Here is a 12,378-nt window from a genome sequence, read left to right as displayed (position 1 = left end):
GTCTTCAGATGCTTAGACGCTTTTGGCTGTTCTTTGCCCAAGCGGTGACCGTGCTGTTGGCGCTCATGTTCATCATTGCGACCCTCAAACCGCAGTGGCTCCAGCGTCAAGGGCAATTCGGCAAGCAACTCGCCGAACCGATCGTCGCCCTGCGGGAAGTAGCGCCAGGCATCGGCAGCGGCCCAGCTCAGGCGTCGTACGCGGACGCCGCGCAAAAGGCCATGCCCGCGGTCGTCAATGTGTTCTCCAGCAAGGATGGCTCACTGCCACCCGACCCGCGCGCAAAAGATCCGCTGTTCCGCTACTTCTTCGGCGACAAGAACCGCAAGCAGCAGGAACAGCCCGCGTCCAATCTGGGCTCCGGCGTGATAGTGAGTTCGGAAGGTTACATTCTAACGAACCAGCACGTCGTGGACGGCGCCGATCAGATCGAAATCGCGCTGGCCGACGGCCGCACCACGAATGCGAAGGTGATCGGCGTCGATCCGGAAACGGATCTGGCCGTGCTCAAGGTCAACATGACCAATCTGCCCACCATCACGCTCGGCCGCATGGATCAGACACGCGTGGGCGACGTGGTGCTGGCGATCGGCAACCCGTTCGGCGTCGGCCAGACGGTGACCATGGGCATCGTCAGCGCGCTCGGGCGCAATCACCTTGGCATCAACACGTTCGAAAACTTCATTCAGACCGACGCGGCCATCAACCCGGGCAATTCGGGTGGCGCGCTCGTCGACGTGAACGGCAATCTGCTCGGCATCAACACCGCGATCTATTCGCGCTCCGGTGGCTCGCTCGGCATCGGCTTCGCGATTCCCGTCTCGACGGCGCGCAGCGTGCTCGAGAGCATCATCACCACGGGTTCGGTCACGCGCGGCTGGATCGGCGTCGAACCGCAGGATGTCACGCCGGAAATCGCCGAATCATTTGGGTTGGATCAGAAGTCGGGCGCGATTGTCGCGGGCGTGCTGAAGAATGGTCCCGCGGACCGCGCGGGCATCAAGCCGGGCGACATTCTCATGAGCGTGAATGGCCAGGAAATCACCGACACCACGCGTCTCCTGAATGTGATCGCGCAGATCAAGCCGGGCACGGCCGCGAAGGTGCATCTCGTGCGCAAGAGCCGCGAGATGGATCTGGAAGTCACGATCGGCAAACGGCCGCCTCCGCCGAAGCAACCGGCCGAGGACAACGGCGGTGGTGATCAGCAAGAAGATGACGGGGGTTGAGGTTTAGCTGCGTGGAAGACCGCTAGGCTTCCCACTGCCCCGTTTTCATAGCCTCTTCAAGCATGCCGAGCGTAAGCGATCTACCGCCAAGGGTTTCGCGCGCATTCGCGCTGAATGGCGACTTGGCCACCGTAGCGAGAAACGAGCCGATATTCAATTTCGCAGCGGGGAGTAGTGATGGAGATCAAACCCGTTTAGCTCGACGTGAAACTGGGCGGCCCATCTTTTCATGAATTCGGAGATGTAATCCGGATTCATGAAAAGATCGTGATAGAGGTCCGTTTCTCTCGTGAGTTGGAGTCGGCCGACAATCGGTTTGCCGGCATCTTCTGTAACGAACGCTTCAAGGTTGTTCCAGATATCTGCGGTCACAGTCGGTCCTCTGCTTTTACAAGTCCGTTACGAGATAACCGAACGGTAAATGATTGTAGACGCATCGGAAGCGAGGAGGACCAGCCAACACCCGGAATTGCGCGTCCAACGAACGCGCCAACACTACGGGTAAATTTGATTCTCAGCAAAATAAGACTTTTGAACGATGTGACTGTCGGCAGCAGCCTCTACTTGAGTTCGTATGGCAACACACGGCGGGACACAACCGATGCGATTGAGGTTCCCTTGACCGCACCCGAGAACTTGCCACGCGTCGGAATGAATCGCTGTCCCAGCAAGACGCTCGCAACACCAGCGAAATCGTCCACACCGAGTTGCTTGCATGTCTCGTCAATTGTGATAAGAGAGAAGATCTCTTCTCGACTTAGCCCGTCATGTATTCCGTATTTATTGATTTGACATACGAACGCCCGTCTAATGGCCAGGCAAAAATAATATCGCTCGATAAGAGCGATAAACAATCAGACGCCTTAAGACTTTTCAACTCGCATTCTAAGAACGTGTGCTTTTTGTTCGACGTTTGAATGTCCACAAGAGCAAGCATCCAAACCTACCGCAACATGAGCGAAAACAAAAAGGGCAGCCCGTGATGAGCTGCCCTTTTTGTTAACTCATGCGGAACCGCAGGAAAACCCCGCGCCGCTCACTCCGAAGCGCTCGCATCCTCAACCACCACCGGCTGCTTGCCAACAATCAACCGCGCCGCGATGATCCCTGCTTCGTACAACACGATCAGCGGAATCGCCAGAATCAATTGCGAGAACACGTCCGGCGGGGTGACCACGGCCGAGATAACAAAGGCGCCGACGATCACATAGGGACGAATCTCCTTGAGCTTCTTGAGCGTCACCACGTTCATGCGCACCAACAGCACCACGACGATCGGCACTTCGAACGTCACGCCGAATGCAATGAACATGGTCAACACGAAGCTCAGGTAATTGTCGATGTCCGTGGTCATCTCCGCGCCGAGTGGCGCGTTGTAGTGCGCCATCACGCGGAAGATAGTTGGGAACACCACGAAATACGCGAACGCCATGCCACACAGGAACAGCGTGTAGCTGCTACCCACCAGCGGGCCGACCAGTTTCTTCTCGTGCTGATAAAGACCCGGCGCGACGAATGCCCAGATCTGATACAGCACGATCGGCAGCGCGATCACGAAGGCCACCAGCATGGTCACCTTCATCGGCACGAAGAACGAGCCGGTGACGTCGGTGACGATCATCTTGCCGTCCTTCGGCAGGTTCTGCATCAAGGGCCGCGCCAGCAACCGGAAGATATCCGGCGCCCAGTACACGAGCCCGACGAACACCACGACGACGGCAAGGCCGGCGCGAATGATACGGTCGCGCAATTCAACGAGGTGGGAAATGAAGGTCTCTTCAGTGCCTTCGTCCTGGGTATGCTGGGGGTCGCTCACACCGGCCCTCGGTTAGAGATTGTCGTTCTGATCATCAGAAAAACCGCGTCGGGCGACGCATACTGGCCGGCGTATGCCGCGCCACGCGCGCCGCACCCGACTGCACGCGCGTGCGGCGCGTGGTCGCGCGCTTGTACCAGGTGGGCATGGCCGTCTGCTTGACACGCCAGTTCTTGCGTTTGGGCGCCGCCGCCGGCGTGCTGCTCGGCCACGATGCATTGCCGACGTCTTCAAGCGCGCCACCGGCAATGCTCGGCGACACCGACGTGCCGCTGTTCCACGCGTCGTTCAGTTCGGTCTCGTGCTTGCGCAGATTATCCTTAACGGAGGTTTCGACGTTGGTCGCGGCGGCTTCGAACTCGCTTTTCATGCGACGCAGTTCGTCGAGTTCGATTTCGCGCGTGACTTCGGCCTTCACGTCGTTGATATACCGCTGCGCGCGGCCGAACAGCGCGCCGGCTGTGCGGGCGACGCGTGGCAGGCGCTCAGGCCCGAGTACGACCAGCGCGACGACGCCGATCAGCGCCATCTTGGTTAGACCGAGGTCCAGCATGAAGTGGAATGTCCGTCAGTAACGCGGTTAAGCCGCGGCTTAGCGGTAATCGCCCGAACGCGGCGTCTTTTCCTTCGCTTCCACATCCACGGCGCCGTTGCGCGGCAGTTCGCGCTGCTGCGCTTCGCCGCCCGGCGTTTCGGCTTCCTTCATGCCTTCCTTGAAGCCCTTCACCGCGCCACCCAGATCGGTGCCGATATTGCGCAGCTTCTTCGTGCCGAACACGAGCGCCACGATCAACAACACGATCAACCAATGCCAAATACTCAACGAACCCATGACTACTCTCCTTAAACCCGACACCGCACCGTAATGCGGTGAACCTCGTACGCCTTGCGGCATGAATCGAAGCGCGTACGCTTCATCTGAACATTACCGCGAGCCCTTCCGACTCAACCCGCGACACGGTATGTCATTGTGACCAGACGATCGCGTCGGCGTCGTTACAATGCGGCAAAAACAACGGCCGCGGTATTGTGCGTGACCAAAACTCGCCGCGCAGCCGCGTCAGCCCATGCGCTGCCAGGGGCGCGGCCCCGCGAGAATGTGTGCGTGCAGGTGATACACCTCTTGCCCGCCGCCCGGCCCGGTATTGATTACCGTGCGAAAACCCGTTTCGCCGCCGGTGTACGCCACGCCCAGCTGATCGGCCAGACGTGCCGCCAAAACTAGCATTCTACCAAGCAGCGGCGCATCGCCTTCAGTGCAATTCGACAGCGTGGCGATGTGCTTGCGCGGAATGACCAGCACATGCGTCTCGGCGGCCGGACGAATGTCGCGAAAGGCGACGAATTCGTCGTCTTCGTGGACTTTGGTCGACGGGATCGCGCCGGCGGCGATTTTGCAGAAAAGGCAGTTCGGGTCGTGGCTCATCGTATTCCTGACACAGTATGGCTGAAGCGCGAAGCGTACGCGGCGCGATTCATGTCAGGCCCGGCAACCGTCGGACGAAACTCAGAACCAGGCGCGCGGATTCGCGAGCGGCTTGTTATCGTACAGATACAGCCAGCCTTTGATAATACGGTACAACATCCAGATGCTCACGGCCCACAGGACCGGAATGCCGATCACCACGAACAGCAGCACGCCGCCGATCGCATAACCCAGCAAGGCCATCCAGAAGGAGCGGATCTGCCACTCGAAATGGGCTTCGTACGGCGTGCCCACCACGTCGGGCCGCTTCACGTAGTTGATGATGATCGCGATCAGGATCGTCAGGCCGCCTGTCAGCCAGTGGACCGCATACAGCGCGTACAGAACGTGGGTGAGCGTGCGCAGGCTGCGTTCGCGCTCTGGCTCGATAGCATTGCGATAGACCGGCGGCGGATAGCTTTCGTGCGACTGTTCCATGCTTGCGTCCTCCCAAGGATGCGATCAGATGCGTTCAGTGCAATATGGGCGCCGGTGCTCCCCACTTCAAGACGCGAGCGGCCCAACGACGATCAGTCGCCGTTCTGCTCGCGGTCGCGGCTCTTGCGTAGCGCCTTCTCCTCGATGCCCGACATGCCTTCGCGGCGCTCCAGCTCGGCGAGCACGTCCGCCGGGCTCAGATCGAAGTGCGACAGCATCACGAGGCAGTGAAACCACAGGTCCGCGACTTCACCGACCAGCGCCTTCGGCGCGCCGCCGTGGCGCGCATCCTTGGCGGCCAGCACGACTTCGGTGGCTTCTTCGCCGATCTTCTTCAGCACCGCGTCGTCGCCCTTGTGGAACAGGCGCGACACGTACGACACGTCCGGATCGCCGCCCTTGCGGCTGTCGATGATCGCCGCGAGGCGCAGCAGCGTGTCATTCGTGGTCGCGGGGTTGGACGACGTGGTTTGCGTGGATTGCGTCATTTGTAAATGTGTTCAGGGTCTTTCAGCACGGGATCGACGGCGACCCAGTCGCCATCGTCCACCGCGCCTTCGAATTTCTGGAAAAAGCACGAGTGGCGGCCGGTGTGACAGGCAATGCCCGACACCTGCTCCACTTTCAGCAGCACGACGTCTTCGTCGCAATCGAGCCGCACCTCGTGCACATGCTGCACATGGCCGGACTCTTCGCCCTTGAACCACAGACGCTGACGCGAGCGCGAGAAATACACCGCACGGTTGGTTTCGATGGTCTTGGCCAAGGCTTCACGGTTCATCCACGCGAACATCAGCACGTCGTTCGTCGACGCCTCCTGCGCGATCACCGGCACGAGGCCGTTCGCGTCCCACCTGACCTTGTCGAGCCAATTGACTGCCGAGGGATTCACCACGTCACAACCTCACCGAAATGCCCTGATCGGCCATGAAGCGCTTGGCCTCGCCCACGGTGTGTTCGCCGTAGTGGAAGATGCTCGCGGCGAGTACTGCGTCCGCGTGGCCGCTCTTGATGCCGTCGGCCAGATGCTGCAGATTGCCCACGCCGCCCGAAGCGATCACCGGAATCGGCACCGCGTCGGACACCGCGCGCGTGAGTGCAAGGTCGAAACCGCTCTTTGTCCCGTCGCGGTCCATGCTGGTGAGCAGGATTTCGCCGGCGCCGAGTTCGGCCATCTTGCGCGCCCATTCGACGGCTCCGAGGCCAGTGGCCTTGCGTCCGCCGTGCGTGAAGACTTCCCAGCGCGGCGGCTCGCCGTCCGCGGAGACGCGTTTCGCGTCGATCGCGACCACGATGCATTGCGAGCCGTATTTGTCCGTCGCGTCTTTCACGAGCTGCGGATTCGCCACCGCCGACGAGTTCATGCTGATCTTGTCCGCGCCCGCGTTCAGCAGGCGCCGCACGTCTTCGACAGCGCGCACGCCGCCGCCAACCGTCAGCGGGATGAACACTTGCGAGGCGACCGCTTCGATGATCGGCAGGATCAGATCGCGCTGATCCGAGGTCGCGGTGATATCGAGGAAGGTGAGTTCGTCGGCGCCCTGATCGTCGTAACGGCGGGCGATTTCGACCGGGTCGCCCGCATCGCGTAGTTCGACGAAGTTGACGCCCTTGACCACGCGGCCAGCCGTGACGTCGAGACAGGGGATGATGCGTTTAGCTAGAGCCATGATCTTGCAATTCTGCCAATACCGCTGATGAGGCCGCTCGCTTTGAATTCAGACGAACGGCACAGTGCCGGCGCGGCGAGCCGCGCGCGCCGGGCGCCCTGAGGCGCCTCTGCGCGAATGATGAGCCAAACGCGACGCCGCTTGAACGACCTTTAAGCGTCGTCCGATTCGCGCAGCCGGTCCGCGAGGGTTTGCGCCGCCGCGAAGTCGAGATCGCCCGAGTAAATCGCCCGGCCGCAGATCACGCCTTCGATGCCTTCGTCTTCGACTTCGCACAGCGATTCGATGTCGGCGAGGTTGGACAAGCCACCGCTCGCGATCACCGGAATCTTCACCGCGCGCGCAAGGCGCACCGTCGCTTCGATGTTGATGCCCTGAAGCATGCCGTCACGGCCGATATCGGTGTAGATGATCGACTCGCAGCCGTAGTCCTCGAACTTGCGCGCCAGATCGGCCACTTCGTGGCCGGTCAGCTTGCTCCAGCCGTCGGTCGCGACCTTGCCGTCTTTCGCATCCAGCCCGACGATGATATGGCCGCCGAACGCCGTGCAAGCATCCTGCAGGAAGCCGGGGTTCTTCACCGCCGCCGTGCCGATGATCACGTACGACAAACCGTCGTCCAGATAGCGCTCGATCGTATTCAGGTCGCGGATGCCGCCGCCCAGCTGCACGGGAATCTCGCCGCCCACTTCCTCGATGATCGCGCGAATCGCGTCTTCATTCTTCGGCTTGCCGGCGAACGCGCCATTCAGGTCGACGAGGTGCAGACGCCGGGCACCGCGATCGACCCAGTGTCGGGCCATCGCCGCCGGTTCCTCGGAAAATATCGTCGCCTGGTCCATATCGCCCTGTTTGAGGCGTACACACTGACCGTCTTTCAGGTCGATGGCGGGAATCAGCAGCATAGCAATCGGGTGTTGTCTGGGAAGGGGTTGAAGGTCGGCGGCGGCGGCTGGTGGTCCAGCCCGCCGGGGCGCCGTTTCGCTAGTTTAGTACAACTCTTTCGACGCCCTTGCGCGGCGTCGTGGGTGAGCGAAATCGTGATGTTGCGATTGCGGCGCGCGGCACACGCTCCGCTTGTGGCGAAACGGCGCATGGCAACAGGATGAAGAAAGGCGCTCACGGGTTCCAGTGCACGAAGTTGCGATACACGCGCAGCCCCGCTTCGGCGCTCTTTTCCGGGTGGAATTGGGTCGCGAAGATGTTATCCCGCGCCACCGCCGAGGTAAAGGGCACACCGTACACCGTTTCGCCCGAGGTATGGGCGGCGTTGTCCGGCACCACGTAATAACTGTGCACGAAGTAGAAGAACGCGTTGTCCGCGACGCCGTCCCACAGTGGGTGCGGCTGCGCCTGGCGCACGCGGTTCCAGCCCATTTGCGGGACTTTGAAGCGCGAACCGTCGTCCTGCACCTGGCCTTCCAGGTCGAAGCGCAGCACTTTGCCGGGCAAGAGGCCCAAGCCGGGCGTGCCGCCCTCCGCGCTCCAGTCGAACAGCATCTGCTCGCCGACGCATACGCCCATCAGCGGCTTGCTGCGCGACGCTTCAATCACCGCTTCCTGCAGGCCGGATTCGGCCAGGCTGCGCATGCAGTCGGGCATCGCGCCCTGGCCGGGCAGCACGACGCGGTCGGCCGCGCGAATCGCTTCAGGCTGGTCGACGATCGCCACGTCCGCTTCCGGCGCGGCTTTGCGCAGTGCCTGGGCCACCGAACGCAGGTTGCCCATTCCGTAATCCACAATCGCTATCGAAGTTTTCATTTCAAGTTAGGCAGCAATGCCTTCAATCCATCGACGATGAATTCCACCGCCAGCGCCGATAACATCAAACCCATGAGCCGCGTGCCGATGTTGATACCCGTGCGACCGACCCAGCGGGCAATCGGTTCGGCGAGCCGCAGCGAAAAAAAGCAGATCGCCGCCAGCACCGCGCCGATCGCGACGAGGCTGATCCGGTCGTACCAGTGCGCCGAACCGGCCGCGTAGATGATCGTGGTGCTGATCGCGCCCGGACCGGTCAACAGCGGAATCGCCAGCGGCACGACCGCGATGTTGTCCTTCTGCTCGGCTTCATGGCGCTCTTCCGGCGTCGAACGGCTGTTGCCGATCTGCGCGTTCAGCATGTTGATCGCCATCAGCAGCATGATGATCCCGCCGCCCACTTCGAGCGAGCCGACCGAAATACCGAAGAAGCTGATGATCTGCTGCCCGAGCAGCGTGGTGATCGTGATCACGCAGAACACCGAAATCGCCGCAATGCGAATGGTTCTACGCCGCTCGGCATCGCTCTGATTCGCCGTCAGGCTCATGAAGAACGGGATCGCGCCGACCGGGTTGATCAGTGCCAGCAGCGAAATAAACGACTTCAGAATGTCCATCGCACACCGGGCGCGAGCGCATCGGCGCTGGTCCCGGTCCTGGTAAGTGAGTTGGCCAATGAGCCGGCCAACGAGCCGGCTAGTGAGCGCTTAAAGGCTGCCCTTGGTCGACGGAATCTGCCCCGCCGCGCGTTCGTCCAGTTCGGTGGCCATGCGCAACGCACGCCCGAACGCCTTGAATACCGTTTCCATCTGATGGTGGGCGTTCAGGCCGCGCAGGTTGTCGATATGCAGCGTGACGCCGGCATGATTCACGAAGCCGCGGAAAAACTCGATGGACAGATCGACGTCGAACGTGCCGATGCGCGCGCGCGTGAACGGCACATGGAATTCGAGGCCCGGACGGCCGGAAAAATCGATCACGACGCGCGACAGCGCTTCGTCGAGCGGCACGTAGGAATGACCGTAGCGGCGGATGCCCTTGCGGTCGCCGATCGCTTTCGCGACGGCCTGGCCGAGCGTGATACCGGTGTCTTCGACCGTGTGATGGTCGTCGATATGCAGGTCGCCATGCGCTTCGATTTCGAGGTCGAACAATCCATGCCGCGCGATCTGGTCGAGCATGTGGTCCAGAAACGGCACACCGGTGGCCAGCTTTTGCTGACCGGTGCCGTCCAGATTGATCTTCACACGGATCTGCGTTTCGCTGGTGTTGCGAACGACTTCCGCAAGGCGCATGGTAATTCCTCGAATCTAGCTAGAAAGCGATAGGTAGGTGGGATGGGAAAACGGCGGGCCACGCGCGCTTTTCCGCAATATGGGAAAACGCTTGCGCGGCCGTTCGGCACGCCGTTCAGTTCAGCACGAGTTTCAGTGCAGCGATCAATTGGGCGTTTTCTTCCGGCGAACCGACGGTCAAACGCACGCAATTGGCCAGCAATGCATGCATTTTACTCACGTTTTTGATCAGAACCCGCGCCGTCAGTAGCGTTTCGAACAGCACCGACGCGTCGGGCACGCGCACCAGCAGGAAATTACCGGCGCTCGGGAACACTTCGGCGCCCGGTAATTGGGACACCGCGTGCGCCAGTTTCGTACGTTCGTCGCGTAATTGCGCGGCTTGCGAGTCGAGCACGTCGACGTGGTCGAGCAGGAAATCGGCGGCGGCTTGCGTGAGCACGTTGGTGTTGTACGGCGGCCGCACTTTGTCGAATTCGGTCAGCCAGCCCGGTTTGCCGACCAGGTAGCCCAGACGGATCCCGGCGAGGCCGAGCTTGGACACCGTCCGCATCACGACGACGTTGTCGAACGCGTCGGCGCGCGGTAACCAGCTTTTCTGCGCGAACGGCTGGTAAGCCTCGTCGATCACCACGAGGCTCCTGGTTGCCGCAGCGATGATGCGTTCCATGTCGGCGTCGTCGTACAACGTGCCGGTCGGGTTGTTCGGGTAGGCAAGATAGATGATCGCCGGCTGGTGCTCGGCGATGGCGGCCAGCATCGCTTCGGTGTCGAGCGTGAAGTCCGCTTGCAGCGGCACGCCGATGAACTCGAGATTCGCCAGCTTCGCCGACATCTGATACATCACGAAGCCCGGCACCGGTGCGAGCACCTTGGCGCCCGGCTGCGCGCACGCGACCGACACCATGCTGATGATTTCATCCGAGCCGTTGCCGAGCAGCACGTCGCAGCCGGCCGGCACGCCCATCACACGCTTGATCTTCTCGATCAACGCATCCGGACGCGGCGCCGGATAGCGATTCAGCGCGATGCCGGCCAAGTGCTCGCCCAGATGCGCGGCCAGCACCGGCGGCAGCGTGAACGGATTTTCCATCGCGTCGAGCTTGATGTAGCCCGTGGCGTCGGGGACCGGATAGCTCGTCATCGCGAGCACGTCGCGGCGGATGATGTCTTGAGGTGTCGTCATAGGTCAGGTGAGCGGGCCGCGGGGGGAACGCCGGCCCGGCGTCGGCGGCCTGCGGGCCGCCCCAGGTTGGTCTGTGTTGTCTTTATTAAACGGAGAACCGCGCGCAATCCGTCGCCGACGTTCGCGGGCACCGGCTCGATGCCCGCATTGCCCGCGGTTTCAGCGTCGGATCAACCGCGCTTAGCCGGTTTGCCGCATCCGGTATTCGGCGCTGCGGGCATGCGCCTGCAGGCCTTCGCCGTAAGCGAGCTCGGCTGCGATCTCGCCGAGCGTCTGCGCGCCTTCCGCGCTGACCTCGATCACGCTTGAACGCTTAAAGAAATCATAGACGCCCAAAGGAGACGAGAACCGTGCGGTACGAGACGTAGGCAAAACGTGATTCGGCCCCGCGCAGTAGTCGCCGAGGCTTTCACTGGTGTAGCGGCCGAGGAAGATCGCGCCGGCATGGCGGATCAGCTGGCCCCACTGATGCGGCTCCAGCGCGGAGATTTCGAGGTGTTCCGGGGCGATGTCGTTGGCGATCGCGCAGGCTTGCTCCATATCGCGCACCTTGACCAGCGCGCCGCGGCCTTCCAGCGACGCGCGGATCACGTCGCGGCGCGGCATGGTGGGCAGCAGTTCGTCGAGCGCGTCTTTCACGCGGCCGATGAACGCGTCGTCAGGGCACAGCAGAATGGACTGCGCGAGCTCGTCGTGCTCGGCTTGCGAGAACAGGTCCATCGCGACCCAGCGCGGGTCCGTGGTGCCGTCGCACAACACGAGGATTTCCGACGGCCCGGCGATCATGTCGATACCGACCGTGCCGAACACCCGGCGTTTGGCCGATGCGACGTACGCGTTGCCGGGACCGCAGATCTTGTCGACCGCGGGAATGGTTGCCGTGCCGTAGGCCAGCGCGCCGACCGCCTGCGCGCCGCCGATCGTGAACACGCGGTCCACGCCGCCCAGCAGCGCGGCCGCGAGCACCAGCGGATTCTTCACACCGTCCGGCGTCGGCACGACCATGACGATTTCACGCACGCCGGCCACCCGCGCCGGAATCGCGTTCATCAGGACCGACGACGGATACGCCGCCTTGCCGCCCGGCACGTAGATACCCGCGCGATCCAGCGGCGTGACCTTCTGGCCGAGCACGGTGCCGTCGGCTTCCGTGTACTGCCAGCTATGGCTGCCGCATTCGATCTTCTGCTTCTCGTGGTAACCACGCACCCGCGCCGCCGCCGCTTCGAGCGCCGCACGGCGCTTCGGCTCGAGGCTTTCGAGCGCCGCTTCCAGTTCCGACATCGGCAGTTCGAGCGCGTCGACGCTCTTCGCCTCGACACGGTCGAAGCGCTTCGTGTACTCGAGCACCGCAGCGTCGCCGCGCGCCTTCACGTCGTTCAGAATCTGCGCGACCGAGCGCTCGATTGCTTCGTCTTCGCTCGCCTCGAACGCGAGCACCGCGTGCAGCGACTTCTGGAAGTCGGGAGCGGTGGAATCGAGTTTGCGAATCTTGATAGACATACGGGTATCCGTTTC

General features: G+C 62.1%; 16 protein-coding genes and 1 pseudogene. 1 reads left to right on the top strand and 16 read right to left on the bottom strand.

The genetic code is table 11. From position 1 onward, the window contains the following. The first annotated feature begins 8 nt into the window (after nt 1–8). Nucleotides 9–1,229: a Do family serine endopeptidase gene (locus tag P0D96_RS30070; RefSeq protein ID WP_408286954.1), complete on the top strand. Its 1,221-nt coding sequence runs from the start codon at nt 9–11 to the stop codon at nt 1,227–1,229. Between the two features lie 153 nt (nt 1,230–1,382). On the opposite strand, the gene P0D96_RS30065 is transcribed toward P0D96_RS30070, so the two are convergent. The 16 genes and pseudogenes from P0D96_RS30065 to hisD all read right to left on the bottom strand — a co-directional run bounded on the left by P0D96_RS30065 (nt 1,383) and on the right by hisD (nt 12,363). Beyond that, nucleotides 1,383–1,601, bottom strand: coding sequence for a DUF1493 family protein (locus tag P0D96_RS30065; RefSeq protein ID WP_408286952.1), 219 nt, complete (start codon nt 1,599–1,601; stop codon nt 1,383–1,385). Next, nucleotides 1,598–2,083 (bottom strand): annotated as a pseudogene (locus P0D96_RS30060) (STM2901 family protein). The gene P0D96_RS30065 and the pseudogene P0D96_RS30060 overlap by 4 nt, the downstream one beginning before the upstream one ends. Nucleotides 2,084–2,265: 182 nt before the next feature. Continuing rightward, entirely contained in the window at nt 2,266–3,045 is a 780-nt protein-coding gene (gene tatC / locus P0D96_RS30055) for a twin-arginine translocase subunit TatC (RefSeq protein WP_408286950.1), read from the bottom strand. A gap of 34 nt (nt 3,046–3,079) precedes the next feature. Next, the gene (gene tatB / locus P0D96_RS30050; RefSeq protein WP_408317074.1) at nt 3,080–3,598 is read right to left on the bottom strand and encodes a Sec-independent protein translocase protein TatB; all 519 of its coding nucleotides are present in this window, start codon (nt 3,596–3,598) and stop codon (nt 3,080–3,082) included. Between the two features lie 39 nt (nt 3,599–3,637). After that, nucleotides 3,638–3,877, bottom strand: a complete 240-nt coding sequence (gene tatA / locus P0D96_RS30045) for a Sec-independent protein translocase subunit TatA (protein ID WP_132376752.1) — start codon at nt 3,875–3,877, stop codon at nt 3,638–3,640. Nucleotides 3,878–4,105: 228 nt separating this feature from the next. Beyond that, nucleotides 4,106–4,471 carry a histidine triad nucleotide-binding protein gene (locus P0D96_RS30040; RefSeq protein WP_342960584.1) on the bottom strand — a complete coding sequence of 122 codons (366 nt, stop codon included), beginning with the start codon at nt 4,469–4,471 and terminating at the stop codon, nt 4,106–4,108. An 81-nt stretch (nt 4,472–4,552) separates the two neighbouring features. Beyond that, nucleotides 4,553–4,948 (bottom strand): DUF4870 family protein, encoded by a 396-nt coding sequence (locus P0D96_RS30035; protein WP_408179074.1) that lies wholly within the window; start codon nt 4,946–4,948, stop codon nt 4,553–4,555. 92 nt (nt 4,949–5,040) lie between these two features. Further along, complete coding sequence (locus P0D96_RS30030) at nt 5,041–5,436, bottom strand: phosphoribosyl-ATP diphosphatase (RefSeq protein ID WP_408286946.1); 396 nt, start codon at nt 5,434–5,436, stop codon at nt 5,041–5,043. Next, nucleotides 5,433–5,843, bottom strand: coding sequence for a phosphoribosyl-AMP cyclohydrolase (gene hisI, locus P0D96_RS30025; protein ID WP_207915672.1), 411 nt, complete (start codon nt 5,841–5,843; stop codon nt 5,433–5,435). Before hisI ends, P0D96_RS30030 begins: the two co-directional genes overlap by 4 nt. A gap of 1 nt (nt 5,844) precedes the next feature. Then, nucleotides 5,845–6,618 carry an imidazole glycerol phosphate synthase subunit HisF gene (gene hisF / locus P0D96_RS30020; RefSeq protein ID WP_408317071.1) on the bottom strand — a complete coding sequence of 258 codons (774 nt, stop codon included), beginning with the start codon at nt 6,616–6,618 and terminating at the stop codon, nt 5,845–5,847. Nucleotides 6,619–6,770: 152 nt separating this feature from the next. Beyond that, the gene (gene hisA, locus P0D96_RS30015; protein ID WP_042329166.1) at nt 6,771–7,523 is read right to left on the bottom strand and encodes a 1-(5-phosphoribosyl)-5-[(5-phosphoribosylamino)methylideneamino]imidazole-4-carboxamide isomerase; all 753 of its coding nucleotides are present in this window, start codon (nt 7,521–7,523) and stop codon (nt 6,771–6,773) included. Nucleotides 7,524–7,737: 214 nt separating this feature from the next. Beyond that, nucleotides 7,738–8,379 carry an imidazole glycerol phosphate synthase subunit HisH gene (gene hisH, locus P0D96_RS30010; protein ID WP_408235018.1) on the bottom strand — a complete coding sequence of 214 codons (642 nt, stop codon included), beginning with the start codon at nt 8,377–8,379 and terminating at the stop codon, nt 7,738–7,740. Then, a complete protein-coding gene (locus P0D96_RS30005) occupies nt 8,376–8,996 on the bottom strand; it encodes a MarC family protein (protein ID WP_132376748.1) in 621 nt (206 codons plus the stop codon). The genes hisH and P0D96_RS30005 overlap by 4 nt, the downstream gene beginning before the upstream one ends. Nucleotides 8,997–9,086: 90 nt before the next feature. Then, nucleotides 9,087–9,674: an imidazoleglycerol-phosphate dehydratase HisB gene (hisB, locus tag P0D96_RS30000; RefSeq protein WP_064267519.1), complete on the bottom strand. Its 588-nt coding sequence runs from the start codon at nt 9,672–9,674 to the stop codon at nt 9,087–9,089. A gap of 115 nt (nt 9,675–9,789) precedes the next feature. Continuing rightward, nucleotides 9,790–10,860 (bottom strand): histidinol-phosphate transaminase, encoded by a 1,071-nt coding sequence (gene hisC / locus P0D96_RS29995; protein WP_408317069.1) that lies wholly within the window; start codon nt 10,858–10,860, stop codon nt 9,790–9,792. Between the two features lie 180 nt (nt 10,861–11,040). Beyond that, the gene (gene hisD, locus P0D96_RS29990) at nt 11,041–12,363 is read right to left on the bottom strand and encodes a histidinol dehydrogenase (protein ID WP_408317067.1); all 1,323 of its coding nucleotides are present in this window, start codon (nt 12,361–12,363) and stop codon (nt 11,041–11,043) included. Nucleotides 12,364–12,378: the final 15 nt, after the last annotated feature.

The organism is Paraburkholderia sp. RL17-347-BIC-D (genome assembly GCF_046027915.1).
GTDB lineage: Bacteria > Pseudomonadota > Gammaproteobacteria > Burkholderiales > Burkholderiaceae > Paraburkholderia.
The sequence above is the reverse complement of the archived record's forward strand: the minus strand, read 5'-3'. Positions and strand labels throughout refer to the sequence as shown.